The 24,493-nt window shown below is 70.5% G+C and carries 23 protein-coding genes, 1 pseudogene and 1 riboswitch; of the genes and pseudogenes, 13 read left to right on the forward strand and 11 right to left on the reverse strand.

The annotated features are described in order from the left end of the window. Positions 1–104: 104 nt before the first annotated feature. The gene (locus tag ACFY3J_RS10045) at positions 105–440 is read right to left on the reverse strand and encodes a hypothetical protein (protein ID WP_384186623.1); all 336 of its coding nucleotides are present in this window, start codon (positions 438–440) and stop codon (positions 105–107) included. Between the two features lie 384 nt (positions 441–824). Here ACFY3J_RS10045 and ACFY3J_RS10050 point away from each other — a divergent pair. Continuing rightward, positions 825–933 (forward strand): annotated as a pseudogene (locus ACFY3J_RS10050) (transposase family protein); the annotation flags it as partial. A 228-nt stretch (positions 934–1,161) separates the two neighbouring features. On the opposite strand, the gene ACFY3J_RS10055 reads toward ACFY3J_RS10050, so the two are convergent. After that, positions 1,162–1,761 (reverse strand): DUF1707 domain-containing protein, encoded by a 600-nt coding sequence (locus ACFY3J_RS10055; protein ID WP_384186621.1) that lies wholly within the window; start codon positions 1,759–1,761, stop codon positions 1,162–1,164. Between the two features lie 368 nt (positions 1,762–2,129). Between ACFY3J_RS10055 and ACFY3J_RS10060 the strand changes: the two genes are divergently transcribed. The 6 genes from ACFY3J_RS10060 (at position 2,130) to ACFY3J_RS10085 (ending at position 8,328) form a co-directional block, all read left to right on the forward strand. Then, positions 2,130–2,309 (forward strand): hypothetical protein, encoded by a 180-nt coding sequence (locus tag ACFY3J_RS10060; protein WP_384186618.1) that lies wholly within the window; start codon positions 2,130–2,132, stop codon positions 2,307–2,309. Positions 2,310–2,434: 125 nt separating this feature from the next. Next, positions 2,435–3,541: a 23S rRNA (adenine(2503)-C(2))-methyltransferase RlmN gene (gene rlmN, locus ACFY3J_RS10065; RefSeq protein WP_225079357.1), complete on the forward strand. Its 1,107-nt coding sequence runs from the start codon at positions 2,435–2,437 to the stop codon at positions 3,539–3,541. Positions 3,542–3,573: 32 nt separating this feature from the next. After that, a riboswitch (TPP riboswitch) is annotated at positions 3,574–3,679 on the forward strand. Positions 3,680–3,760: 81 nt separating this feature from the next. Beyond that, entirely contained in the window at positions 3,761–4,837 is a 1,077-nt protein-coding gene (locus tag ACFY3J_RS10070) for a thiamine ABC transporter substrate binding subunit (RefSeq protein ID WP_384186614.1), read from the forward strand. A 47-nt stretch (positions 4,838–4,884) separates the two neighbouring features. Then, positions 4,885–6,486 carry an ABC transporter permease gene (locus ACFY3J_RS10075; protein WP_390840689.1) on the forward strand — a complete coding sequence of 534 codons (1,602 nt, stop codon included), beginning with the start codon at positions 4,885–4,887 and terminating at the stop codon, positions 6,484–6,486. Continuing rightward, positions 6,487–7,521: an ABC transporter ATP-binding protein gene (locus ACFY3J_RS10080; protein ID WP_384186609.1), complete on the forward strand. Its 1,035-nt coding sequence runs from the start codon at positions 6,487–6,489 to the stop codon at positions 7,519–7,521. A gap of 9 nt (positions 7,522–7,530) precedes the next feature. Then, positions 7,531–8,328 carry a maleylpyruvate isomerase N-terminal domain-containing protein gene (locus ACFY3J_RS10085; protein ID WP_390840690.1) on the forward strand — a complete coding sequence of 266 codons (798 nt, stop codon included), beginning with the start codon at positions 7,531–7,533 and terminating at the stop codon, positions 8,326–8,328. Between the two features lie 58 nt (positions 8,329–8,386). Here the strand turns inward: ACFY3J_RS10085 and ACFY3J_RS10090 are convergent, their stop codons facing one another. The 6 genes from ACFY3J_RS10090 to ACFY3J_RS10115 form a co-directional block, all read right to left on the reverse strand. Beyond that, positions 8,387–9,112 (reverse strand): LAETG motif-containing sortase-dependent surface protein, encoded by a 726-nt coding sequence (locus ACFY3J_RS10090; protein ID WP_384186603.1) that lies wholly within the window; start codon positions 9,110–9,112, stop codon positions 8,387–8,389. Between the two features lie 270 nt (positions 9,113–9,382). Then, the gene (locus tag ACFY3J_RS10095; RefSeq protein ID WP_384186600.1) at positions 9,383–9,790 is read right to left on the reverse strand and encodes a VOC family protein; all 408 of its coding nucleotides are present in this window, start codon (positions 9,788–9,790) and stop codon (positions 9,383–9,385) included. A 123-nt stretch (positions 9,791–9,913) separates the two neighbouring features. Further along, positions 9,914–11,389 carry a hypothetical protein gene (locus ACFY3J_RS10100; RefSeq protein ID WP_384186598.1) on the reverse strand — a complete coding sequence of 492 codons (1,476 nt, stop codon included), beginning with the start codon at positions 11,387–11,389 and terminating at the stop codon, positions 9,914–9,916. Then, positions 11,371–12,114: an ABC transporter ATP-binding protein gene (locus ACFY3J_RS10105; RefSeq protein WP_384186595.1), complete on the reverse strand. Its 744-nt coding sequence runs from the start codon at positions 12,112–12,114 to the stop codon at positions 11,371–11,373. The genes ACFY3J_RS10100 and ACFY3J_RS10105 overlap by 19 nt, the downstream gene beginning before the upstream one ends. Before the next feature lie 258 nt (positions 12,115–12,372). Further along, positions 12,373–13,752: an aspartate aminotransferase family protein gene (locus ACFY3J_RS10110; protein ID WP_384186592.1), complete on the reverse strand. Its 1,380-nt coding sequence runs from the start codon at positions 13,750–13,752 to the stop codon at positions 12,373–12,375. Then, positions 13,737–14,255 carry an Lrp/AsnC family transcriptional regulator gene (locus tag ACFY3J_RS10115; RefSeq protein WP_141357882.1) on the reverse strand — a complete coding sequence of 173 codons (519 nt, stop codon included), beginning with the start codon at positions 14,253–14,255 and terminating at the stop codon, positions 13,737–13,739. Before ACFY3J_RS10115 ends, ACFY3J_RS10110 begins: the two co-directional genes overlap by 16 nt. Positions 14,256–14,426: 171 nt before the next feature. Between ACFY3J_RS10115 and ACFY3J_RS10120 the strand changes: the two genes are divergently transcribed. The 3 genes from ACFY3J_RS10120 to ACFY3J_RS10130 all read left to right on the forward strand — a co-directional run bounded on the left by ACFY3J_RS10120 (position 14,427) and on the right by ACFY3J_RS10130 (position 17,912). Next, positions 14,427–15,866, forward strand: a complete 1,440-nt coding sequence (locus tag ACFY3J_RS10120; protein ID WP_384186588.1) for a gamma-aminobutyraldehyde dehydrogenase — start codon at positions 14,427–14,429, stop codon at positions 15,864–15,866. Between the two features lie 290 nt (positions 15,867–16,156). Next, complete coding sequence (locus tag ACFY3J_RS10125) at positions 16,157–17,347, forward strand: PotD/PotF family extracellular solute-binding protein (RefSeq protein WP_390840691.1); 1,191 nt, start codon at positions 16,157–16,159, stop codon at positions 17,345–17,347. A 13-nt stretch (positions 17,348–17,360) separates the two neighbouring features. Continuing rightward, positions 17,361–17,912 (forward strand): HXXEE domain-containing protein, encoded by a 552-nt coding sequence (locus ACFY3J_RS10130; protein ID WP_390840692.1) that lies wholly within the window; start codon positions 17,361–17,363, stop codon positions 17,910–17,912. A 159-nt stretch (positions 17,913–18,071) separates the two neighbouring features. Here ACFY3J_RS10130 and ACFY3J_RS10135 read toward each other — a convergent pair whose 3' ends face one another. Together ACFY3J_RS10135 and ACFY3J_RS10140 are read right to left on the reverse strand one after the other, a co-directional pair. Continuing rightward, positions 18,072–18,770, reverse strand: coding sequence for a glycerophosphodiester phosphodiesterase (locus ACFY3J_RS10135; protein ID WP_384186580.1), 699 nt, complete (start codon positions 18,768–18,770; stop codon positions 18,072–18,074). Between the two features lie 29 nt (positions 18,771–18,799). Then, on the reverse strand, positions 18,800–19,963 hold the full coding sequence (locus ACFY3J_RS10140; protein ID WP_384186577.1) for an adenosine deaminase: 1,164 nt from the start codon (positions 19,961–19,963) through the stop codon (positions 18,800–18,802). Positions 19,964–20,099: 136 nt separating this feature from the next. Between ACFY3J_RS10140 and ACFY3J_RS10145 the strand changes: the two genes are divergently transcribed. Next, positions 20,100–20,798, forward strand: coding sequence for a DUF4190 domain-containing protein (locus ACFY3J_RS10145; RefSeq protein WP_384186575.1), 699 nt, complete (start codon positions 20,100–20,102; stop codon positions 20,796–20,798). 82 nt (positions 20,799–20,880) lie between these two features. Here ACFY3J_RS10145 and ACFY3J_RS10150 read toward each other — a convergent pair whose 3' ends face one another. Then, positions 20,881–21,450: an NADAR family protein gene (locus ACFY3J_RS10150; protein WP_384186572.1), complete on the reverse strand. Its 570-nt coding sequence runs from the start codon at positions 21,448–21,450 to the stop codon at positions 20,881–20,883. Positions 21,451–21,661: 211 nt separating this feature from the next. On the opposite strand from ACFY3J_RS10150, the gene ACFY3J_RS10155 reads away from it, so the two are divergent. Together ACFY3J_RS10155 and ACFY3J_RS10160 are read left to right on the forward strand one after the other, a co-directional pair. Further along, positions 21,662–23,197 carry a gamma-aminobutyraldehyde dehydrogenase gene (locus ACFY3J_RS10155; RefSeq protein ID WP_390840693.1) on the forward strand — a complete coding sequence of 512 codons (1,536 nt, stop codon included), beginning with the start codon at positions 21,662–21,664 and terminating at the stop codon, positions 23,195–23,197. Between the two features lie 47 nt (positions 23,198–23,244). After that, on the forward strand, positions 23,245–24,492 hold the full coding sequence (locus ACFY3J_RS10160) for a spermidine/putrescine ABC transporter substrate-binding protein (protein ID WP_365775789.1): 1,248 nt from the start codon (positions 23,245–23,247) through the stop codon (positions 24,490–24,492). The last annotated feature ends 1 nt before the right edge of the window (position 24,493 follow it).

Consider the following 24,493-nt stretch of genomic DNA (forward strand, 5'->3'; position numbering starts at 1 on the left):
AGCCTTTTCCAACCTCACGTTGAGGGTGCGCGGTGTAGAAGACTGCAGCGCTTCCTCGCGTATGCTCGCCCGACTGCGCCGTGGTGTCGGCCCGGCACCGGTTATCAGCTGCGGTCTTCGATGCTGCTGTCGGTGATCGCTCGGAACAGCTCGCGAGCCCGCTCGCAGAACTGCTCGACATCCGTGATGTCCGGCTCCTCACCGTCCGCCAGCATCCGGGCCTGGAGCTGCTCGGAGCGCAGCCCACCGTAGCGGGCTCGCACCTCAGCGGTCACCGGCTGGACCGCGATGTGCAGGTGCTTGCGTGCGTCGCGGCCGTGCGACCACATGCAGACGTAGGTCTGCTCGGGACGGCACAACGTCTCCACGACACGAGCGGTATCGCGCAGCAAGGGGCCGAGTTCCGCCGCTGCCGTGTCGTCGAGCTCGGCGATGGCCACGACGTGCTCCCGTGGACCGACGATCAAGGTGCCGAGATTCATCGGACCGACGACGTGGTTCACCACCCAAGCAGCGGTTTCGTGCAGGACGCCCCCGGGCAACTCCCGGCGCCCGGTCAGAAGGTCACACCCAAGACACCCCGTCACATCCACGCGCACCAGCCTATACAGAGCCCGGCGACGATGATGTCGACGGCCAACTTGGTTGATAAGTCTTCCGGTTGGCCTGTGCGCGTGCCGAAGCTCCTGGTGGACGGGTTCACGACCAAGATCGCCCGTACCGCCAGGAGCTTCGTGTGCTTGTCTACCCGTCTGCCCTCGACCTGTCCACCCAGGCACCTGCGGTTCCTGGCCGACCGGCTGATCGCGCATCGGGCGGCGTGCGGGACGCGGTGGCGTCGGCTGTCCGCGGGCCGCCAGGCGCTGCTGGTGCTGGCGCACCTGCGTCTGGGGCATACCTACGCGCAGCTCGCGGCCGGGTTCGAGGTGGGCGCGCGCCTGATCGGCCGACGCGCCCGCCGTCGTGGCTCACTTTCGTCGGCTGAGGCACAAACGATCTTCGAGACGAGGTGCCGCCCTCACTGGTGGAGGGCGGCCCATGGCCTTGACTCGGTCATTGAAACTCCCGGCCAAAGCCGCTCCACCGACCGCGCAGGTGTTTAGCGCCGGTCATCCTCTTCGGGCTATGGCTCTGTGTTTCACACAGGCGCCGTGGCTCTGCCTAAAGGGGCTCGTCACGCTTGAGTTTGCGGCGTTCACGGATGTTGGGATGACGAACGACCACCCCACCCATACCGCCGGAGCCGTGTAGGCGGATCAGCGGTGTACCGGGGACCCTATCGGGCGTCGTTTTGTCCTTCACGCCGCCGACACCGGGTGCCACTCCGTCCATGTCTGCGGCCCAGCTACGAGGGATGACGATGGTGACGCCGGCCATCTGACCCCGCACCTCTATCTCAACCTTGGGCAAGTCGCAGTCAGCCCGGGTGAAGTCGAGCTTGACGCCGCCCATATCGCCGTACGCGGTGATCCGTGCGGGGACCCGCCAGCGTCCTGCACGCACGGCACCATGGATGCCGCCCTTGATCACGAGTGGCTGTCCAAGTTCTGGAGAATCGACGTGGGGCAGGTCTGCGATGAGCGGTTTCAAATCGGCAAGGGTCTTGGCGGTCAGTGCTCGGCCCAAGCGGGAATCCAGCTCGTCCAGATCAAGGCGGCCCTCGGCAGCTGCGTCCCGCAGTCGCTCCACCACCCTTTCGCGGTCGGCATGAGATGCACGCAGTTCGCTCTGTGCCGCGGGCTCCGGGTGTTCAGCTGTCATGCGCGAGATCATACGGACGGCACACGTAACGCAGTGGTGCGCAGTGGGCAGTCGATCCAGGGCGATCGTTGCCCACCTGAGGTGACTGCCTAACCAGCCGGGTAGGCCCCGGCAACCGTCGCACCCGTAGTTCGCATCAAGGGGCGCACCGCGACACCCCCGCGCGGGCCGTCTCTGGGCCGTGCGGGGGTGCTCAACGATGACAGATGACGACAGTCGACGACGGCTCTTCCCCTGCTCAGAGACGGTGCTTCGGGTACCGGCGCAGGTGCTCATCGCGGATGCCCGTGCTGTGCTGACGTCTGTGGTCGAGCGGACGAATGACTGGCCCGCCTTCGAGCGGCGTGGGCCGGTCCATCCCGTGCGGCATGGCCGTGGTCTCCGCCGGCGCTATGGCGTTCGGCACGCCGTCTACGTGCGGCGAGGCCGGTGGCAGTGCACACTTCTTCGCCGTGGAGATCATCAAGGGCGAGCTTGAGGTCTTCTGGCACGCCCATACCCACCAGGTCAGGGTGTGGCTCGACGAGTGGCCGGCAGTCGACGCGTGATCGCCCCTGGGCCGTCTGTGGGCCGTCCGAGGCCGCTCAGTAGCGACCGGTGACGACTGCTAACGACAGCCGTAGGGAGCGACAGCCGCAGGTCACCCAAGTGGATCTGCGACACTGGTACCACCATGCCCAAGCCCGGAGAACTCACTTTCGTCGCCCCGCGCGGTGCCAAGAAGCCGCCGCGGCACCTTGCCGACCTGTCGCCCGCCGAGCGCAAGGAGGCCGTCGCCGCGATCGGCGAGAAGCCGTTCCGTGCCAAGCAGCTCTCGCAGCACTACTTCGCGCGGTACGCGCACGACCCGGAGCAGTGGACCGACATCCCCGCCGGATCCCGCGCCAAGCTCCAGGAGGCGCTGCTTCCCGAGCTGATGACGGTCGTACGGCATCTGTCGACCGACGAGGGGACCACGCGCAAGACGCTGTGGCGCCTGTTCGACGGCACGCTCGTGGAGTCGGTGCTCATGCGCTACCCGGACCGGGTGACCATGTGCATCAGCTCGCAGGCGGGCTGCGGAATGAACTGCCCGTTCTGCGCCACGGGACAGGCCGGGCTCGACCGGAACCTGTCCACCGCCGAGATCGTGCACCAGATCGTGGACGGGATGCGCGCCCTGCGGGACGGAGAGGTCCCCGGTGGTCCCGCGCGCCTGTCGAACATCGTCTTCATGGGCATGGGCGAGCCGCTCGCCAACTACAACCGCGTCGTCGGCGCCATCCGAGCCCTGACCGACCCCGAGCCGGACGGGCTCGGCCTGTCCCAGCGCGGGATCACCGTCTCGACGGTGGGTCTGGTTCCGGCCATCCACCGGTTCTCCGACGAGGGCTTCAAGTGCCGCCTCGCCATCTCCCTGCACGCACCGGACGACGAGCTGCGCGACACGCTCGTCCCGGTCAACACGCGGTGGAAGGTGCGGGAGGTGCTCGACGCCGGATTCGAGTACACCGCCAGGTCCGGGCGCAGGCTGTCCATCGAGTACGCGCTGATCCGGGACATCAACGACCAGGCGTGGCGCGGCGACCGGCTCGGCCGGCTGCTCAAGGGCAGGCCGGTGCACGTCAACCTCATCCCGCTGAACCCGACGCCCGGCTCCAAGTGGACGGCGTCCCGCCCCGAGGACGAGAAGGCGTTCGTCGAGGCGATCGCCGCCCACGGTGTGCCGGTGACCATCCGGGACACCCGCGGGCAGGAGATCGACGGCGCCTGCGGTCAGCTGGCTGCCACCGAAAGGTAGCCGGACGGTAGGCTGATACCGCACACATCTTCATATTCCGACAGGGGAGCGCCACAGCGCTGAGAGTGCGGCACCGGCCGCAGACCCTCTGAACCTCGCCCAGGTCATTCTGGGTAGGAAGTTCGGTCATCACTCAAGCTGTTGTGCCCTGCCCGGGTGTCCCTCGCGGATCCCGGGCAGGGCCGCGTCTCTTCCTGGCCAACCCCCAGGAGGACTTCAGTGCACACCAAGACGTTCGCCGCCGTGGCGGTCGGGCTCGGCCTGGTCACGCTGTCGGCGTGCGGTTCGTCGCCGGGCGAGAAGAGTTCGGCCGGCTCCAGGACGGTGACCCTGGTCAGCCACAACTCATGGGCCGTCTCCAAGAGCGTCATCGCGGACTTCGAGAAGAGCTCCGGCTACAAGGTCAAGGTCCTCGAGGACGGCGACGCCGGCCAGGCCGTCAACAAGGCCATCCTCACCAAGGACAACCCGCAGGGCGACGTCTTCTTCGGCGTCGACAACACGCTGCTGTCCCGCGCCCTGGACAACGGGCTGTTCCAGTCGTACGAGCCGAAGGGTTCGGACCTGATCCTGCCGCAGTACCGCGTCGACGAGGCGAAGCACCGGGTCACGCCCATCGACACCGGCGACATCTGCGTCAACTACGACAAGAAGTACTTCGCCGACCACAAGCTGACCCCGCCCGCCTCGTTCGACGACCTGGTCAAGCCGGAGTACAAGAACCTCCTCGTCACCGAGAACGCCGCCACCTCCTCGCCCGGCCTCGGCTTCCTGCTCGGCACCGCCGCCCAGTACGGCGACAAGGGCTGGCAGGACTACTGGAAGAAGCTCAAGGCCAACGGCGTCAAGGTCGTCGACGGCTGGGAGCAGGCCTACAACCAGGAGTTCTCCGGATCCGCCGGCGGCAGGAAGGCCAAGGGCGACCGTCCCCTCGTCGTCTCCTACGCCTCCTCGCCGCCCGCCGAGGTCATCTACGCCGACCCGCGGCCGAAGACCGCGCCGACCGGCGTCGCGCAGGGCACCTGCTTCCGCCAGGTCGAGTACGCGGGACTGCTCGCCAACGCCGGGAACACCGAAGGGGGCAAGGCCCTCCTGGACTTCCTGATCACCAAGAAGTTCCAGGACGACATGCCGCTGAACATGTTCGTCTACCCGGTGCGCGAAGGCGCCCAGGTCCCCCCGGAGTTCGCGGAGTACGGCCCCCAGGCCAAGAACCCCGAGACCATGGCCCCCGCCAAGATCGCCGCCAACCGTGACCAGTGGGTCAAGTCGTGGACCTCGCTCGTCCTCAGGTAGGCCGCGGACGCGGCCGCCGGACGGGGAACGCGGCGCGGCTCGGTCTCATGGCCGTGCCCGTCGCGTTCTTCGCGGCGTTCTTCGCCTACCCCGTGGCCGCGATCGTCCGGCGCGGTCTGGAGGCCGACGGGGCCTGGCGGTTGGGGCGGATCGCCGATGTGCTCGGGCAGTCCGACATCCGGCACGTGCTGTGGTTCACCACCTGGCAGGCGCTCGCCTCCACCGTGCTCACCCTGCTCGTAGCCCTGCCCGGCGCCTATGTCCTCGCGCGCCTCGACTTCCCCGGCCGGCAGGTCCTGCGGGCCGTCGTCACCGTGCCGTTCGTGCTGCCCACGGTCGTGGTCGGCACCGCGTTCCTCGCGCTGGTCGGGCGCGGCGGCCTGCTCGACGAACTGTGGGGCGTACGGCTGGACACCACGGTCTGGGCGATCCTGCTCGCCCACGTCTTCTTCAACTACGCCGTCGTCGTACGGACCGTGGGCGGTCTGTGGGCGGGGCTCGACCCGCGCCAGGAGGAGGCGGCCCGGATGCTCGGCGCCTCGCCGCTCGCCGCCTGGCGCAAGGTCACCCTGCCCGCGCTGGCGCCCGCGGTCGCCGCCGCCGCGCTCATGGTCTTCCTGTTCACGTTCACCTCCTTCGGTGTGGTGCAGATCCTCGGCGGCCCGACCTTCTCGACCCTCGAGGTGGAGATCTACCGGCAGACGTCCGAGATCTTCGACCTGGCCACCGCCGCGGTCCTGACGATCGTCCAGTTCGCCGCGGTGGGCGCGATCCTCGCGGTGCACGCCTGGACCGTGCGGCGCCGGGAGTCCGCGCTGAAGCTGGTCGACGCCTCGCTGACCGCCCGCCGGCCGCGCGGCGCCGGGCAGTGGACGCTGCTGGCCGGGGTCCTCGCCACCGTCGCCGTCCTCCTCGTGCTGCCGCTCGCCGTGCTGGTGCAGCGGTCGCTCACCGCGCCCCGGTTCGGCTACTACCGGGCGCTGACGAACGCGGACGGCGGCACCTTCCTGGTCGCGCCGATCGAGGCCGTCGGCACCTCCCTGAGCTATGCCGCCGCGGCGACCGCCATCGCCGTGGTGATCGGCGCGCTCGCCGCCGCGGCCCTCACCCGCCGTGACGCAGGCCGGCTCGTACGCGGCTTCGACGCGCTGCTGATGCTGCCGCTCGGGGTCTCCGCGGTGACCGTCGGCTTCGGCTTCCTGATCGCCCTGGACCGCCCGCCGCTGGACCTCAGGCAGTCCTGGATCCTGGTCCCCCTCGCGCAGGCGCTGGTCGGCGTGCCCTTCGTCGTACGGACCATGCTGCCCGTGCTGCGCGCGGTGGACGTACGGCTGCGGGAGGCGGCGGCCGTGCTCGGGGCCTCGCCGTGGCGGGTGTGGCGGGAGGTCGACCTGCCCCTGGTACGGCGGGCGCTGCTGATCGCCGCCGGGTTCGCCTTCGCGGTGTCACTGGGGGAGTTCGGGGCGACCGTGTTCATCGCGCGGCCCGACAACCCGACGCTGCCGGTCGCCGTGGCGCGGCTGATCGGCCGGCCCGGCGACCTCAACTACGGCCAGGCGATGGCCCTGTCGACGATTCTGATGGTGGTGTGCGCGGTGGCGCTGCTGGTGCTGGAGCGGCTGCGCACCGACCGGAGCGGGGAGTTCTAGATGCTGCTGAGCCTTGAGGCCGCGACCGTGCGCTTCGGCGGGCGGGCCGCGCTGGACGCGGTCGACCTGTCGGTCGCCGAGCACGAGATCGTGTGCGTGCTCGGCCCCAGCGGCAGCGGCAAGTCGACGCTGCTGCGCGCCGTGGCCGGGCTTCAGCCACTGGACTCCGGGCGGGTGCTGCTGGACGGGCGGGACCAGGGGCGGGTACCGGTGCACCGGCGCGAGGTCGGGCTGATGTTCCAGGACCACCAGCTGTTCCCGCAGCGGGACGTGGCTGGAAACGTCGGCTTCGGGCTGCGTATGCACGGCGCGGCGAAGAGTGAACGGGACGCCCGTGTGGGGGAGTTGCTGGAGCTGGTCGGGCTGCCGGGCGCCGGGCGCCGGGCCGTGGCCGCGCTCTCCGGCGGGGAGCAGCAGCGGGTGGCCCTCGCCCGTGCGCTCGCCCCCCGGCCGCGACTGCTGATGCTGGACGAGCCCCTGGGCCAGCTAGACCGCTCGCTGCGGGAGCGTCTCGTCGTCGAACTGCGGGCGCTTTTCGGGCGGTTGGGCACCACCGTGCTCGCCGTCACACACGATCAGGGCGAGGCCTTCGCCCTCGCCGACCGGGTCGTGGTGATGCGGGACGGGCGGATCGCCCAGTGGGGCACGCCACTTGAGGTGTGGCAGCGGCCGTCGGACGCCTTCGTGGCCCGTTTCCTCGGCTTCGAGAACGTGGTGGAGGCGAACGTGGACGGCGAGGTCGCGGTCACCCCGTGGGGCAAGGTGCCGGTCCCCGTCGGCTCGGCCCAGGGCACTCGCACCCTCCTCGTGCGGCCCGCCGGAGTCCGTCTCGTCCCCACCGCCGAGGGACTGCCCTGCACGGTGACCGCCCGCACCTTCAAGGGCACCCACGTCACCGTCCATCTCCAGCCCGACAACGCCCCCCGCCTGGAAGCGGCCTGCGCCCTGCGCGCGGCACCGGAGGTCGGGGACGAGGTGGCCGTGGAGTTCGACACGACCGAAATCGTGGTGCTTGATCGACCACAGGGCACCTAGTGTGCGGGCATGACGCTGCTTTCCTACGACCGTTACTGTGACGAAATCGCTTACCAAGTCGACGAGTTGCGCTCCCTGCTCGCCTCCGGCGCCGATCTGTCCGGCACCGTGCCCACCTGTCCGGACTGGACGCTGGAGGAACTCGTCCGGCACATGGGCGGGGCCCTGCGCTGGGTGGAGGCGCTGGTCCGGACCCGCGCGCTGGAGAACGTCCCGGACGACGCGGTCCCGCTCGCCAAGGGGCCGAAGGAGCAGGGCGACCCGGCCGCGCTGGACGCCTGGCTGGCGGAGACCGGCCGGATGGTCGTCGACACCCTCCGCGAGGCCGGACCGGACACGAAGGTGTGGACCTGGGCCGGGATCCTCGACACCGGCTTCTGGGCCCGTCGTATGACCCACGAGATCACGATCCACCGGGCCGACGCCGCGCTCGCCGCGGGCCGACCCTACGAGGTCGCCGCTGACGTGGCCGCCGACGCCGTCGACGAGTGGCTCCAGATCGTGGAGTTCATCCAGCGGAAGAAGGCGACCCCGGATGCCCAGGAGCTGCGCGGTCCGGGCCGCAGCATCCATCTGCACGCCACCGACGGCGACCCCGGGCTGAACGCCGAGTGGGTCATCGAGCTGGCCGAGGAGGGCGTCACCTGGCGCCGCGGCCACGAGAAGGCGACCGTCGCCCTGCGCGGGCCGCTCACCTCCGTGCTGCTCGCGTTCTACAGCCGGCTGCCCCTGGACAGCCCCGAGCTGGAGGTGCTCGGCGAGCGGGAGCTGCTGGAGTTCTGGCTGGCGCGGGCGACCTCCGGGTGAACGACCGTGGCCCGCCCCCGAGTTCGGGAGCGGGCCACAGTGGTGCGCTGGTGGGGCGTCAGCGGTTGCTGTTCGCTCCACGGCGGCGCATGCCGAAGAAGACCGCGCCACCGCCGACGACGACCAGGGCGGCCGCGATGCCGGCGATCATGCCGGTGTTGGAGTCGGCACCGGTCTCGGCGAGGTTGGAGTCACCGACCGCGGGCGACGGAGCGTTGTTCTCGGTGCCGGCGGGAGCGGTGGTGCTCTCCGAGGCGGACGCGGTCGGGGCCACGGTCTCCGACTCCGACGGCGACTCGGACGGCGTCTCCGACTCCGTCGCCGAGGGGGCCGGCGTCTCCGGCGCCGACGGCGTGGCGGGAGTGCTCGGGGTCTCCGTCTTGCAGGCCGTGGACGGAGTGGTCAGGTTCGGCTTGATGTCCTCGTTGACCAGCTTTCCGTCCTTGCCGGCCTTGACGTGGACGCGGTAGGTGGCGTTCGGCTGCCAGTCCTCGGCGAAGGTGATCGTGGTGCCCTCACGGGAACCCTTCACCGTGAGCTCACCGACCTCGCGGGCGTCGGCGCCGTTGTTCTGGAGGAACACGGAGACGACGGCCTCGGTGCGGGAGGGGTCCTTGTCGGTGACGACGATGACGCCCTTCTCGCCGTCGCACTTGGCTTCGGCGGAGAACTCCTTGATGTTGCAGGCGAGCGCGTTGCCCGCGGCGCCGAGAGCGAGAGCGGCGGACGCGGAGGCGACACCGAGGATGCGCACGGTACGTGCGGTACGACGGGATATGGACAAGATGGCCACTTTGCCCTTCACGGGATGCCCAATTGCGGGGGGTTTGAGGGGGGTTGAGGCAACGACGAAGTTGAGCTCCCAGCAACCCCAGGAGGCTCAGATTTATAAGCGCTCCGTCGGGAGTGTCAATCCGTGAGCCCCTCACCGGCGTTGACTTTACCTCATTATTAACTACGCAAATGTTTCAACGTGTTGGCGTGAGTCCGGGCATGAGTCTGGGCGGGTGCCGACGCACCCGCCCAGACCGCTCCGCCTCAACCCCCCGTGGGCTCAGCCCTGCACCGCGGCCGGGTCCATCCACATGACCTCCCAGGTGTGGCCGTCGAGGTCGTCGAAGGAGCGGCCGTACATGAAGCCCTGGTCCTGGGCCTCGCCGGTCGCGGTGCCGCCGGCCGCGACCGCCTTCTGCACCAGTTCGTCGACCTTCTCGCGGCTCTCCGCGCTCAGGCAGATCAGCACCTCGCTGGACTTCGTCGAGTCCGCGATCTCCTTCTTGGTGAAGTTGGCGTAGTGCTGCTTGCTGAGCAGCATCGCGATGATCGTGTCGCTGATGACGACACAGGCGCATTCGTCGGTGGAGAACTGGGGGTTGATGGTGTAGCCGAGCTCGGTGAAGAACTTCCTGGACGCGGCCACGTCGTTCGTCGCCAGGTTCACGAAGATCATCTGCTGGTACATGGCGGGGTCTCTCCCATCGAGGTTCGTTGCCGTTCGCAGGGGTAGACCCGGGGGCCGCACGAAACTCATCGGCGGCCCCGGGATTTCTACCGCGCGTCTTCTCAGGGTCGGCGGATCGGTGGCTCAGGGGACCAGCGGCAGGGCGGCGAGATCGGCGACCATCAGGGTCAGCGGGATGAACAGGGCCAGCAGGGCTCCGCAGCGCAGGAGGGCGGCGGAGCGGAGGACCGCGGCCGGTGCGCCGAGCCGCAGCAGCGCGGCGACGGCATCGGCACGGGACTGCCTCGCCTCGACGGCGGCGATCAGCAGGGTGGTCACGGCGCAGCCGGCGACCAGCAGCGTGCCCAGCGTCGTCAGCGGGCCGAGCGTTCGGGCGGTGCTGTCGTAGGCCGCGATCATGGCGTACGTCCCCGACGCCACCGCGCAGACCACGCCCAGCGGGCGGCCGACGCGGCCCGCCTCCTCCATCAGGACGCGCCCGGCCAGGAGCCGCAGGGCGCCTGGGCGCGCGGACTGGAGCACACGGCCGCACAGGTGGGTGAGCCCGGGGCCGGCCAGGGCGAGGCCGACGGCGGTCATCAGCCAGCCGATGAGGACCGGGGCGGAGCCGGACGCCAGGCCGCCGGGGAGGGCCGGGCCGGAGGCGGCGCCGGGGGTGGTGGACCGTCCGGCGTACGCCTCCACGGTCAGGCCTGCGGCGAGTACGGCGATGCCCCAGGGGAGTCCGGTGGGCGGCTGCCGAGGGGCCGGGGGCCGTTGGGGGTCGGGGTCGTCGGGCGCGGGTTCGTGACCGGCGTCCTCGGGGGCGCCTGACAGGTTGTCCCCGGTCAGGGCGGCCTTGCTCAGATCGGCGCCGGTCAGGTCGTCCCCGGTCCGTACCGTGCCGTCGGCCGTGTCCTGGGGCCGGACCGCGCACGCCGTCGCCGAGCGGCCCTGCGTCGCCGACCGGTCCTGCCGCCCGGCGGACCTGTCGCCCAGGCGTGCCCCGAACCGGCCGTACGCCCCGAACGTCTCCCGCGTGCCGGTGCGCCGGTACGCCCCGAAGCGGCCGTATCTCCGGCCGGTGTTCCGGGCCGTCGTGAGCCTCGTCTCCCGGGGGCACAGCACCAGCGCGACCGCCACCGAGGCGAGGACGGGGACGACGGCCAGCAGCGTCAGCGCCGCCGGCACCGGCAGTGGCTCCCCCGCCGCCAGGAAGGCGGGTGCCGCGCCGTCGAACGGCAGTCCCGTCACGTCGCCGCGCAGGTACATGAAGACCAGCAGCGCGAGCAGTGAGCCGAGCCCGCAGGCCAGGGCGGTCGTGGCCGCCGCGACGGCCATCAGACGGCCCGGGCCGAGGCCGAGCGCCGACAGGCCCGGCCGGGGACGGGTCCCCGGGTCGGTGCGGGCCACCGCGATCGCGAGGTACACCGTCGCTGCCAGGGGCAGCACGCACCAGGACAGCCGCAGCGCCGCGGCGGCCGAGTGCTCCGGGTGGCCGAGCGCGTAGCCGAGGCTGGACAGCAGCAGGAAGCCCGTGCCCGCCGACGCCGCCGCGACCGTCAGGCGGCGCAGCTGGACGCCCGGGCGGGCGACGCGGATCAGACGGAGAGCGAGCACGCGGCCCGGCCTTCCGCGGTGTCGCCGACCGGGGGCAGGTGCACGGTCTTCACGCACCGCCCGTCGAGCACCGCCACCGTCCGGTCCGCGAAGGCCGCGGTCTCCGGGTCGTGGGTGGCGAGCACGACCGTGATGCCGTGCGAGCGGGCCGCGGTGGTGAGCGTGCGCAGCACGTGGGCGCGGTCGGCGCGGTGCAGCGGGGCCGTCGGCTCGTCGGCGAACAGCACCGTGGGGGAGGGGGCGAGCGCGCGGGCGATGCAGACGCGCTGCCGTTCGGCCTGGCGCAGCCGGTGCGGGCGCATACGGGCCAGGTCGCCGACGTCGAGGCGCTCCAGCCACTCCTGGGCGGCCACCTTGGCCCGCCGCCGGCTCGTGCCGCGCAGCATCAGGGGCAGGGCCGTGTTCTCCCAGACGTTCAGCTCCGGTACGAGCACGGGCGCGGGGTCGACCCAGCCGAAGCGGTCGCGGCGCAGCCGCTCACGGGCCAGCGGGCCCAGGGTGTGCACCGGGACGCTGTTGAACCAGACCTCGCCGCGCCGCACCCGCGTCAAGCCGGACAGGCACCGCAGCAGGGTCGACTTGCCGCTGCCGCTCGGCCCGCTCACGGCGAGGATCTCACCCTGCGCGACACCGAGGGAGACGCCGCCGAGGGCGGGCGAACCGTCGTCGTGGGTGTAGTGCAGGGCCCGCGCCCAGAGCACCTCGTTGTCGGGTGGGACGTCCATGGGCGTACACCTCGGTTCTCATCGGGAATGCCGTGCCGTGCGTCCCCCGTACGGGCGAACGAGTGTGAAGACCTCGGGTCACGGAGCCGGTCCGACGCAGAGTGACGCGTCAAGGGCACGCTAGGCAGCCCCTGGGGAGAGCCCGGACAGCACACGGCCCCGGGCCGCCGTTTCCCACTCGAACGGACGGCACCGGGGCCGGTGTTGATCAGCTGATCGCAGGTGTGCGCCTTTCGCGCGGCGGTCGGGCCGCCGCGGTCACAGCTTGGTCCACGCCTCCGACAGGGTCGCGCGCAGGATCTGCTCGATCTCGTCGAAGGTCTCCTGGTTGGAGATCAGCGGCGGGGCGAGCTGGACGACCGGGTCGCCGCGGTCGTCGGCACGGCAGTACAGGCCGTTGTCGTACAGCGCCTTGGACAGGAAGCCGTACAGGACGCGCTCGGTCTCCTCGTCGTTGAAGGACTCCTTGGTGTTCTTGTCCTTCACCAGCTCGATGCCGTAGAAGAAGCCGTTGCCGCGGACGTCGCCGACGATCGGCAGGTCGTGCAGCTTCTCCAGGGTGGAGAGGAAGGCGCCCTCGTTGTCCAGCACGTGCTGGGTGAGGTTCTCGCGCTCGAACAGGTCGAGGTTGGCCAGGCCCACCGCGGCCGAGACCGGGTGGCCGCCGAAGGTGTAGCCGTGCAGGAAGGTGTTGTCGCCCTTGTAGAACGGCTCGGCCAGGCGGTCGGAGATGATGCACGCGCCGATCGGGGAGTAGCCCGAGGTCATGCCCTTGGCGCAGGTGATCATGTCCGGCACGTAGCCGAACTTGTCACAGGCGAACATGGTGCCCAGGCGGCCGAAGGCGCAGATGACCTCGTCGGAGACGAGCAGCACGTCGTACTGGTCGCAGATCTCGCGCACCCGCTGGAAGTATCCGGGCGGCGGCGGGAAGCAGCCGCCGGCGTTCTGCACCGGCTCCAGGAAGACCGCGGCGACCGTGTCCGGGCCCTCGAAGAGGATCTGCTGCTCGATCTGGTCGGCGGCCCAGCGGCCGAAGGCCTCCGGGTCGTCGCCGAAGATCGGGGCGCGGTAGATGTTGGTGTTCGGGACCTTGTGCGCGCCCGGCACCAGCGGCTCGAACGGCGCCTTCAGGCCCGGCAGGCCGGTGATGGACAGGGCGCCCTGCGGGGTGCCGTGGTAGGCGACCGCACGGGATATGACCTTGTGCTTGGTGGGCTTGCCGGTCAGCTTGAAGTACTGCTTGGCGAGCTTCCAGGCGGTCTCGACGGCCTCACCGCCGCCGGTGGTGAAGAAGACCTTGTTCAGGTCGCCCGGCGCGTAGTCCGCCAGGCGCTCGGCCAGCTCGACGGCCTTGGGGTGGGCGTAGGACCAGACGGGGAAGAACGCCAGCTCCTGCGCCTGCTTGAACGCGGTCTCGGCCAGCTCCGTGCGGCCGTGACCGGCCTGGACCACGAACAGACCCGCGAGACCGTCGAGGTAGCGCCTGCCCTTGTCGTCGTAGATGTAGGTGCCCTCGCCGCGCACGATCGTCGGCACGGGGGCGTTCTCGTACGAGGACATGCGGGTGAAGTGCATCCACAGGTGATCGTACGCGGTACGGCTGAGGTCCTTGCTCACGGTTATCGGGTTCCCCACATGTAGGTCTGCTTCTTGAGCTTGAGGTAGACGAAGCTCTCGGTGGAGCGCACGCCGGGCAGTGCCCGGATGCGTTTGTTGATGACGTCCAGCAGCTGGTCGTCGTCCTCGCAGACGATCTCGGCGAGGATGTCGAACGAGCCCGCGGTCATCACCACGTACTCGACTTCCGACATGCCGGTCAGCGCGTCTGCCACGGACTCCGTGTCGCCCTCGACGTTGATCCCGACCATCGCCTGCCGGCGGAAGCCCACGGTGAGCGGGTCGGTGACGGCGACGATCTGCATCACGCCCTGGTCGAGCAGCTTCTGGACGCGCTGGCGCACGGCCGCCTCGGACAGGCCGACGGCCTTGCCGATGGCGGCGTACGGACGGCGGCCGTCCTCCTGCAACTGCTCGATGATGGCGAGGGAGACGGCGTCCAGGTGCGGGCTGCTCCCGTTCCTGGACTCGCGGGAGTCCCTCTGCTCTGCGCTTCGACTGGGCACGACCTCACTGTGCACGACGTATCGACAGTTCCGCAAGGCCGATGCAATGAAATTCGTTGTTTGCGAGACCGAGACGTGCGGATTTCGCAGAACTCGCGGCGGCAGGGGTGTTGAAAACGTGGCTCCCCGGACTAGGGTGGGTGACTCAGCGATGGGACATCTTGAACAGGATCAGGAGGGCCGGCAGTGAGCACCGAGCTGCGTCGTCTGCGCAACTACATCGACGGTGAGTTCCGGGACGCCGCCGACGGACGGACCACCGAGGTGGTCAACCCCGTGACGGGCGAGGCGTACGCGACCGCGCCGCTTTCCGGGCAGGCGGACGTGGACGCCGCCATGGCGGCCGCGGCCGCGGCCTTCCCGGGCTGGCGCGACACCACCCCGGCGGAGCGCCAGAAGGCCCTGCTGAAGATCGCGGACGCCTTCGAGGAGCGCGCCGAGGACCTGATCGCGGCCGAGGTGGAGAACACGGGCAAGCCGATCGGGCTGACCCGCTCCGAGGAGATCCCGCCGATGGTCGACCAGATCCGCTTCTTCGCGGGTGCGGCCCGGATGCTCGAGGGCCGCTCGGCCGGCGAGTACATGGACGGGCTGACCTCGATCATCCGCCGCGAGCCGATCGGCGTCTGCGCGCAGGTCGCGCCGTGGAACTACCCGATGATGATGGCCGTGTGGAAGTTCGCCCCGGCGCTCGCCGCGGGCAACACGGTCGTCCTGAAGCCGTCGGACACCACCCCCGCCTCCACGGTCCTGATCGCCGACATCATCGGCTCGATCCTGCCCAAGGGCGTCTTCAACGTCATCTGCGGCGACCGCGACACCGGCCGTCTGATGGTGGAGCACCCGACCCCGGCGATGGCCTCCATCACCGGTTCCGTGCGCGCCGGCATGTCGGTCGCCGAGTCGGCCTCCAAGGACCTCAAGCGGGTCCACCTGGAGCTGGGCGGCAAGGCCCCGGTCGTGGTCTTCGAGGACACCGACATCGACAAGGCCGTCGAGGACATCTCGGTCGCCGGCTTCTTCAACGCCGGCCAGGACTGCACGGCCGCCACCCGCGTCCTGGTCCACGAGTCCATCCACGACGCGTTCGTCTCCGCGCTCGCCAAGGCCGCGGCCGAGACCAAGACCGGGCAGCCGGACGACGAGGACGTCCTGTTCGGTCCGCTGAACAACCCCAACCAGCTCAAGCAGGTGGCCGGCTTCATCGAGCGGCTGCCCGCCCACGCCAAGGTCGAGGCCGGCGGTCACCAGGTCGGCGACAAGGGCTACTTCTACGCCCCGACCGTCGTCTCGGGCCTGAAGCAGGACGACGAGATCATCCAGAGGGAGGTCTTCGGCCCGGTCATCACCGTGCAGTCCTTCTCGGACGAGGACCAGGCCGTGGAGTGGGCCAACGGCGTCGAGTACGCGCTGGCCTCCTCGGTGTGGACCAAGGACCACTCCCGCGCCATGCGGATGTCCAAGAAGCTCGACTTCGGCTGCGTGTGGATCAACACCCACATCCCGCTGGTCGCCGAGATGCCGCACGGCGGCTTCAAGAAGTCCGGCTACGGCAAGGACCTGTCGGCGTACGGCTTCGAGGACTACACGCGGATCAAGCACGTCATGACGTCGCTCGACGCGTGACGCCGACCACGCGTCACTGACCACGTGACGCGCTGATCGCGTGGCTCGCCCGCTCGCGGCCCCGGACGGAGGACGGACCGTCCGGGGCCGCGCTGTGTCCGGGGCCGGGCAGGGGGCGACGCGGTGTGTCCGAACGGCCGGGCGGGGTCGACGTGGTGTGTGCGGGCCGGGCGGTGGTCGACGCGGTGTGTCCGGGGCCGGGCCGTGATCGACAAGGTGTCGGCTCCCTCCCGGCGTGCTCGACGCTGCGTCGATTGTCCGGCCGCGGTCACGAGCGGCATCCTGGGCCGGTGCCCAAGACTCCGAAGACGCCCCCGCTCTCCCGCCGCTCCCTGCTGCGCGCCCTGGGCGGCACGGCCGCGCTCGGTGCGCTCGCCGGCTGCGGGGTGCCCGCCGCCTACGTCCAGCCCGGTGACCGCGCCATCCCGGACCTCTCCGCCACCGATCACCGGCTGACCTGGGCGAACTGGCCGCTCTACATCGACACCGACGACAAGAACCCGAACAAGCGGCCCACCCTGGAGGCCTTCGAGAAGCAGACGGGCATCGCCGTCGACTACGTCGAGGAGATCAACGACAACGACGAGTTCTTCGGCAAGATCAGCCCGTCCCTGATGAACCATCAGGATCCGGGCCGCGATCTCATCGTGATCAGTGACTGGTTGTGCGCGCGGTTCGTCCGGCTGGGCTGGGTGCAGGAGATGGACCGCGCCCGTCAGCCGCAGGTGGCCGAGTACCTCGACCCGCTGCTGCGTGACCCCGCCTTCGACCCGGGACGCAAGTTCACGATGCCGTACCAGTCGGGCATCACCGGCATCGCCTACAACCGCCGCAAGCTCGGCCGCGAGATACGCCAGGTCTCCGACCTGTGGGCGAGCGACCTCAAGGGCCGGGTCACCCTGCTGTCCGGCCTGGACGAGGCGTTCGCCCTGTTGATGCAGGCCAACGGCGTGGACATCACCAAGTGGAAGACCCACGACTTCGACAAGGTCTGCGACCAGGTGGAGCGGCAGGTCCGCAAGGGCCACATCCGCCGCTTCACCGGCAACGACTACACCAAGGACCTGGTCAGCGGGGACGTCCTGGCCTGCCAGGCCTACTCGGGCGACGTGATCCAGCTCCAGGCGGACAACCCCGACATCCGCTTCGTCGTGCCCGAGGAGGGCGCGGAGCTCTGGTCGGACTCCTGGATGATCCCCAACCGGGCCGGCCACAAGGCCAACGCGGAGCGCCTGATCGACTACTACTACGACCCCGAGGTGGCCGCGGAGCTCGCCACCTGGGTCAACTACGTCTGCCCCGTCCCGGCGGCCCAGGCCGTGCTCGCCGACTCCAAGGACCAGGACACCGCCGAACTCGCCGAGAACCCGCTGATCTTCCCCGACGCCACCATGCGCAAGCGCCTCGCCATCGCCCGCGACATGTCGTCCGAGGAACGCGTGGAGTTCGCCAAGCGCTGGAACGCGATCGTGGGCCTGTAGCAGACTCATCTCTGTGAAGCACTCGCCGAGCGACCAACAGGTGGGTCCCGCCGTCACGTTCGGGCTGCTGGTGGCCTGGGCCCTGCACGACGCGGAGGAGTTGGCCACCGTGCAGCGGTCGTTGCGACGCCATGTACCCGTGCTGCGGGAGCGGTTCCCTCAGGTGCCGGAGGCGGTGTGGCGGCGGTTCGGATCGGTGGACACGCGTGAATTCGCCGTGGCCGTGGGGCTGGTGGGCACGCTGGTCGCCGCCGCGTCCGCCGCGGGCCGGGCGACCGGCGGGCGTTCCGCCGTGTACCAGACCACGCTGAACGCCTTCGGACTGCACGGCCTGGTCCACCTGGCCCAGGCCGCGGTGGTGCGCGGTCACACCCCCGGCTCCGCGACCTCGCCCGTCGTGGTCGTCCCCTTCACCCTCTGGGCCCGCGCCCGCCTGCGCCGCGCCGGTGTCCTGCGCCCCACACGCCCCCGGGACCTTGCCCTCGGCCTGGCCCTCGCGGGCGCGGCCGCCCTGGCATCGCAGGCGGCGGCCCGCCACCTGCTGGGCGAGCGGCCCGCTACCTGAGTGCCGCCGGCGCGATGCGCTCGGCCACCGGGTTCATCGACTCGCCCTTGGCGTCCGTGGAGTTGACCGAGTGGACGAGGGTGCGGCTCAGGTCGCGGGTCGCGCCGAGCGCGGTGCTGTGGCCGTAGCGGGCACCGGACTTGATCCAGTGGAGAGGCCCTACGGTGCCCCTGTCTGCGCGGTGCGCAGGGTGTGCAGCAGGTCGACGCGGTTGGTCGTGATGGAGTCGGCGCCGAGGTCGAGGAGGCGGCGCAGGGAGCGGCGGGTGTCGGGGGTCCAGACGGACAGCAGGTAGCCGTCGCGGTGGACGCGGGTGGCGAGGTCCCGGTCCACCAGGGTGAACCGGTAGTTCAGCCACCGGGGCCGCACCGCGTCCAGCAGCCCGGCCCGCGGGGGCGCCAGGCTCGTCCAGGTCAGCGCGATCTCGGCGGACTGGTCGGCGGCACGCACCGCGAGCATGGCCTCGGCGCCCGCGCAGTAGTACACGCGGTCCCGCGCCCCGCACGCGTCGACCACGTCGACGATCCGCCGCACCGCCCGCGGGCGGGCCGGGCCCGGCAGGTCGATCATCACCCGGCCGGTGCCCGTCGCGGCGAGCGCGTCCTCCAGCGTGGGCACGCGGCCGTCCGTCACGTCGCGCAGCTCTGCCGCGGACAGCGCGTGCAGCGGCCGGTCATGGGCCCACAGCCGCTTCAGCGACTCGTCGTGCAGCAGCACCGGAACACCGTCCCGGGTCAGCCGTACGTCGATCTCGACCGCGTCCGCGCCTTGACCGAACGCGGAGCGCAGCGAGTCGACGGTGTTCTCGCGGAAGCGGTAGGGGTCGCCGCGGTGCGCCACGGCGGTCACGGTCTGCATGAGCCCCATTGTGTCCCGCCGTGTCCCGCTCAGGGCGCGAGCCACCGCGCGGTGTAGGCGTCGATCTCCTCCACGATGCTCGCCTTGCCGGCCGTGTCCAGGAAGGAGGCGTGCACCGCGTTCTTGGCCAGCTCGGCCAGGCCCCGCTCGTCGAGGTCGAGCAGCCGGCCGGCCACGGCGTACTCGTTGTTGAGGTCGGTGCCGAACATGGGCGGGTCGTCGGAGTTGACCGTGACGAGGACCCCGGCGCGGACGAACTCCTTGATGGGGTGTTCCTCCATGGTGCGCACGGCCCGGGTGGCGATGTTGGAGGTGGGGCAGACCTCCAGCGGGATGCGGTGCTCGGCGAGGTGGGCGAGCAGCTTCGGGTCCAGGGCGGAGCTGGTGCCGTGGCCGATGCGCTCGGCGCGCAGCTCGGTCAGCGCGTCCCACACCGTCTCGGGCCCGGTGGTCTCGCCCGCGTGCGGGACGGAGCGCAGCCCGGCGGCGATGGCCCGGTCGAAGTAGGGCTTGAACTGGGGCCGCGGTACGCCGATCTCCGGCCCGCCGAGCCCGAACGACACCAGGCCCTCGGGGCGCAGCCGGTCGTCGGTGGCGAGCCGGATGGTCTCCTCGGCCGATTCGAGACCGGCCTCACCGGGGATGTCGAAGCACCAGCGCAGTACGGTCCCGAACTCGGCCTGGGCCGCCTTGCGGGCGTCCTCGATCGCGTCCATGAAGGCGCGCTCGTCGATGCCCCGCCGGGTGGAGGAGAACGGCGTGATGGTGAGCTCCGCGTAGCGCACCTGCTGCCGGGCCAGGTCGCGGGCCACCTCGTAGGTCAGCAGCCGGACGTCCTCCGGGGTGCGGATCAGGTCCACGACGGACAGGTACACCTCGATGAAGTGGGCGAAGTCCGTGAAGGTGAAGTAGTCGGCCAGGGCCTCGGGGTCGGTGGGCACCTTGGAGTCGGGGTGGCGGGCGGCCAGCTCGGAGACGATCCGGGGGGAGGCGGAGCCGACGTGGTGCACGTGCAGTTCGGCCTTGGGCAGTCCGGCGATGAAGGCGTGCCGGTCGCGCGGCGCGTGCGGGTCGAGCAGTGCGTGCGGGTCACGGGGTGCGTGCTGGTCGGTCAACGGGTCCCTCCCCGGGAAGGGCGCCGGGGGCCCTGCGGGCGCGGCGCGGGTGATCGGCTGATCGGTGAGCACCGTCATCGTAGGCGCACGCCTCGCCGTGGCGGCCGCGGGCCGCGTTCCCGACCGGGGGCGGTGCTGCCCGGTGCCCGGCGGCCCGCCTGCGACGACGAGGCCTTAGCATGGCGGGGCGATCGATCGAGGGGGAGACGACGAGATGACGGACGGAACGCAGGCCGGCGGGGGCGCGGGCGCCGAGGATCCGTGGGCGCCGCCCGGCAGCAGGCCTTCTCTGGAGAAGAACACGTCCGACCCGGCGCAGTCCCCCGGGCCCGAGCAGCCGCCCGGCTTCGCCCCGCCGTCCGTGCACGACCAGGAGACGATGGTCTCGATGCCGGGGGCCGGTTTCCCGCCGCCCGGCTACGGCGCTCCCACCGCGGACTCCGCCGTGCCGCCGCCACCCGTCGCTCCCACCGGTCCGGGCATACCCACCGGTCCCGTACCCGGCGGGTACGGCTACCCCGGCTACCCCGCCTATCCGGGAGCGAGCCAGGGCTGGCCCGGCATGCCGATGCCCCCGGACAACGGGATGGGCACCGCCGCGATGGTGCTCGGCATCCTGTCCTGCAGCATGTTCTGCTTCTACGGCATCTTCGGGGTGGTGCTCGGCGTCCTCGCCGTCATCTTCGGCATCAAGGGCCGCCGGAAGGCCGAACGCGGCGAGGCCAACAACCACGGCCAGGCCCAGGCCGGCCTGATCACGGGAATCATCGGCATCGTCCTCGGCCTCGCCGTGATCGCCCTGCTGATCGTCGGCTTGTCCTACGCCGGCACCGTCGAGGGTTCCTCGACGTCCTACGACGAGGGCCTTGGCCGCACCCCCGTGCCGGCCGTGGCGGTCCTGGCCGAACGCTGACCCCGACCCCGGGTCGGCCGTGACCGGCCTGTCCGACCTCTGACCCTGATCGGCCTGCCCTCCGCGCGGGCCGGTCACAGCACTAGCGCACGCGCGTACCGGCCCGCAGCCGCTCGCGCGCCTCCATCAGCGCGAAGCCCAGCAGGTTCGGCCCCCGCCAGCGCTCCGGATCGGCCGCCGCCTCGTCGCCGGCGGCCAGTCCGATGCCCCATACGCGGTCCACCGGGCTGGCCTCCACCAGCACACGGTCGCCCGTGGCCAGCAGGAACTCCCGCAGCGCCGGGTGGGCGGCGAACTTGTGGACGCCGCCCTCCACCACGATCCGGAACCGCTCCCGCTCCCACACGTCCTCGTCGAAGCCGCGCACGAGCCGCCCCGCCTTCTTGGCCTCCGCCGGATGCCGCGCGGCCAGTATCCGCCGCTCCGCCTCCGCGTCCCCGAACAGCCGCGCCTTGCCGGCCATCATCCAGTGCTCCGCGGTCGCGTACGGCACCGCGTCCACCGTGAACGGCGACGGCCACCACTGACTCAGGCAGCTCGGGCCGATCCGGCCGTCCGGGTGCGGCCGATGCCCCCAGAAGTGCAGGTAGCGCACTCGGGTCCCCGCGCGGACTTCCCTGGTCAGAGCCTGCCAGGAGTCGATGTTCCCCATGCACGCGAGTGTGGCACGCACCACGGACACACCGTCCTGCCTTTTCCGTTCCTACTCGACACCTGGTCGACAGATTCCGTTGCGTAACCAAAAGGCAACAACGGAATCACTTGTTGGAGTCCCTGGGCTCTGTCAGGATCGGCACTCAAATCGAGCTGGAGCTACGCCACCCGCCCTCGGTGACCGAGGGGCAACGGCGGAGGAGAGCGACATGCACAACCCGGGCACCGCCACCCCGGACCGATTCCCGGCGCAGGACCGTTTCGCTGACGGAGCGCAGTACATCGCCGGAAGGCTGACCAAGGGCACTTCGGGCCGCAGTCACGCGGTCGTCGACCCTGCCACCGGCGAGGAGGTCTACACGTACGAACTGGCCGGCCCCGAGGACGTCGACGCCGCGGTGGCCGCCGCGCGCGAGGCGTTCCTGGGCTGGGCGGGCGCCACGCCGGGCGACCGCTCGGACGCGCTGCACCGCTTCGCGGCCGTGCTCGCCGACCGGGCGGAGGACTTCGCCCGCGCCGAGTCCCTCCAGTGCGGCAAGCCGCTGAAGCTGACCCGCGAGTTCGACGTGCCGGGCACGATCGACAACGCGGCCTTCTTCGCGGGCGCCGCCCGGCATCTCCAGGGACAGTCGGCCGGCGAGTTCTCCGGCGACCACACGTCCTACGTCCGTCGTGAGCCCATCGGGGTCGTCGGCTCCATCGCGCCCTGGAACTACCCCCTCCAGATGGCTGCCTGGAAGATCCTCCCGGCCGTCGCCGCGGGCAACACCATCGTGCTCAAGCCGGCCGAACTGACGCCGCTGACCTCGCTGATGTTCGCCCAGGCCGCCACCGACGCGGGCATCCCCGACGGCGTGATCAACATCGTCACCGGTACCGGCAGGGTGGCCGGCGAGCACCTGATCGGCCACCCCGACGTGGCCATGACGTCCTTCACCGGCTCCACCGCCGTCGGCAAGCGTGTCGCCGAGATCGCCACCGCGAGCGTCAAGCGGCTGCACCTGGAGCTCGGCGGCAAGGCGCCCTTCGTGGTCTTCGACGACGCCGATCTGGAGGCCGCCGTCAACGGCGCGGTCGCGGGCGCGCTCATCAACACCGGGCAGGACTGCACGGCCGCCACGCGCGCGTACGTGCAGCGCCCCCTGTACGAGGAGTTCGTCGCGCGGACGGCCGCCCTGATGGCGACCGTCCGGCTGGGCGACCCGTTCGCCCCCGGCACCGACCTCGGCCCGCTGATCTCGCACGTCCATCGCGACCGCGTCGCCGGTTTCGTCGACCGGGCGCGTGCCTACGCGCGCGTGGTCACCGGTGGCGAGGCTCCCCAGGGCGAACTGAAGAACGGCGCGTACTATCGCCCCACCCTCGTCGCGGACGCCGCGCAGGACAGCGAGATCGTCCAGTCGGAGATCTTCGGTCCGGTGCTGGTCGTTCTGCCGTTCGACAGTGATGATGAGGGGATTCGGCTGGCCAACGACACTCCGTACGGTCTGGCGGCCTCGGCGTGGAGCCGGGACGTCTACCGGGCCAACCGCGCGACGCGGGAGATCAAGGCGGGGTGCGTGTGGGTCAACGACCACATTCCGATCATCAGCGAGATGCCGCACGGCGGTTATAAGCAGTCCGGCTTCGGCAAGGACATGTCCTCGTACTCGTTCGAGGAATACACGCAGATCAAGCACGTCATGTTCGACAACACTGCGGTGGCCCGCAAGGACTGGCACCGCACGATCTTCGGGGACCGATAGCAACGACCAGGCCTTGAACCAGGCCTTCCCGAAAGGGCACCACGCGCATGGAGCAGTACGAGCCCGACCGCCTCACCCCGGCCCAGCTGGCCGCCGTGCGGCGCAGCTTCCGCAACGGCAGGGCCTCCTTCAGCCGACGCTCGATGCTGCGCGCCTCGGCGGGCGGCGCGCTCGCGGTCGGGGGACTCGGGGCGCTGAGCGCCTGCGGGATCCCCCCGGCCGGACAGGCACAGGGTGGTACCTCCGCGGAGGACCACTCGGCCAAGGAGAAGATCCTGAACTTCTCCAACTGGCCCGTGTACATCGATGTCGACGACAGCGGAAAGAAGCACCCCACGCTCGACACGTTCACCCAGCAGACCGGCATCAAGGTCAAGTACAACGAGGACATCAACGACAACAACGAGTTCTTCGGCAAGGTCAAGCCGGAGCTCGCCGCCGGCCAGGACACCGGCCGGGACCTCATCGTCCTCACCGACTGGCTGGCCGCGCGGATGATCCGGCTGGGCTGGGTGGAGAAGCTGGACCCGGCGAACCTGCCGCACGCCTTCGCCAACCTGTCCGAGCAGTTCCGCAGCCCGGACTGGGACCCGGGGCGCGCCTACTCCTATCCGTGGCAGGGTGTCTCGAACGTCATCGCCTACAACAAGAAGGCGCTCGACGGCATCGAGGTGAAGTCGATCTCCGACATGCTGGACAACCCCAAGCTCAAAGGCCGGGTCGCCTTCCTGTCGGAGATGCGCGACACCATGGGCATGATGCTCATCGACATGGGCAAGGACCCGGCGAAGTTCACCGACGACGACTACGACGCGGCGATCGCCCGCCTGCAGAAAGCCGTCGACAAGGGGCAGATACGCCGCTTCACCGGCAACGACTACACGTCCGACCTGACCAAGGGCGACGTCGCCGTGTGCCTCGCCTGGGGCGGTGACATCGTCCAGCTCCAGGCGGACAGCGCCAACGTCGACTACATCATGCCGGAAGCCGGATTCACGACGGCCACCGACAACCTGCTCGTTCCGCGCGGGGCCCGCCACAAGGCGAACGCCGAGCGGTTGATCGACTTCTACTTCCGGCCCCTGACCGCGGCGCAGCTCTGTGCCTACACCGCCTTCATCAGTCCCGTCGACGGCGCGCAAGCGGAGCTGGCCAAGATCGACAAGTCTGCGGCGGAGAACCCGCTGATCATCCCTACCAAGGACATGGTGGCCAGGTCCCACTCCTTCCGCGCCCTGAGCGACAAGGAAGAGGCGGCCTACGAAGCGAAGTTCGCGAAGCTCACAGGGGCGTGAC

The sequence above is a fragment of the Streptomyces sp. NPDC001231 genome (assembly GCF_042896885.1).
Taxonomy (GTDB): domain Bacteria; phylum Actinomycetota; class Actinomycetes; order Streptomycetales; family Streptomycetaceae; genus Streptomyces.

Excerpts from the sequence above, each read along its gene's own strand:
- ACFY3J_RS10055 (WP_384186621.1), bottom strand. The coding sequence starts at position 1,761 with ATGACAGCTGAACACCCGGAGCCCGCGGCACAGAGCGAACTGCGTGCA.
- ACFY3J_RS10060 (WP_384186618.1), top strand. The coding sequence starts at position 2,130 with ATGGCCGTGGTCTCCGCCGGCGCTATGGCGTTCGGCACGCCGTCTACG.
- rlmN (WP_225079357.1), top strand. The coding sequence starts at position 2,435 with ATGCCCAAGCCCGGAGAACTCACTTTCGTCGCCCCGCGCGGTGCCAAG.
- ACFY3J_RS10075 (WP_390840689.1), top strand. The coding sequence starts at position 4,885 with ATGGCCGTGCCCGTCGCGTTCTTCGCGGCGTTCTTCGCCTACCCCGTG.
- ACFY3J_RS10080 (WP_384186609.1), top strand. The coding sequence starts at position 6,487 with ATGCTGCTGAGCCTTGAGGCCGCGACCGTGCGCTTCGGCGGGCGGGCC.
- ACFY3J_RS10085 (WP_390840690.1), top strand. The coding sequence starts at position 7,531 with ATGACGCTGCTTTCCTACGACCGTTACTGTGACGAAATCGCTTACCAA.
- ACFY3J_RS10095 (WP_384186600.1), bottom strand. The coding sequence starts at position 9,790 with ATGTACCAGCAGATGATCTTCGTGAACCTGGCGACGAACGACGTGGCC.
- ACFY3J_RS10105 (WP_384186595.1), bottom strand. The coding sequence starts at position 12,114 with ATGGACGTCCCACCCGACAACGAGGTGCTCTGGGCGCGGGCCCTGCAC.
- ACFY3J_RS10135 (WP_384186580.1), bottom strand. The coding sequence starts at position 18,770 with ATGCAGACCGTGACCGCCGTGGCGCACCGCGGCGACCCCTACCGCTTC.
- ACFY3J_RS10140 (WP_384186577.1), bottom strand. The coding sequence starts at position 19,963 with ATGACGGTGCTCACCGATCAGCCGATCACCCGCGCCGCGCCCGCAGGG.
- ACFY3J_RS10145 (WP_384186575.1), top strand. The coding sequence starts at position 20,100 with ATGACGGACGGAACGCAGGCCGGCGGGGGCGCGGGCGCCGAGGATCCG.
- ACFY3J_RS10150 (WP_384186572.1), bottom strand. The coding sequence starts at position 21,450 with ATGGGGAACATCGACTCCTGGCAGGCTCTGACCAGGGAAGTCCGCGCG.
- ACFY3J_RS10155 (WP_390840693.1), top strand. The coding sequence starts at position 21,662 with ATGCACAACCCGGGCACCGCCACCCCGGACCGATTCCCGGCGCAGGAC.
- ACFY3J_RS10160 (WP_365775789.1), top strand. The coding sequence starts at position 23,245 with ATGGAGCAGTACGAGCCCGACCGCCTCACCCCGGCCCAGCTGGCCGCC.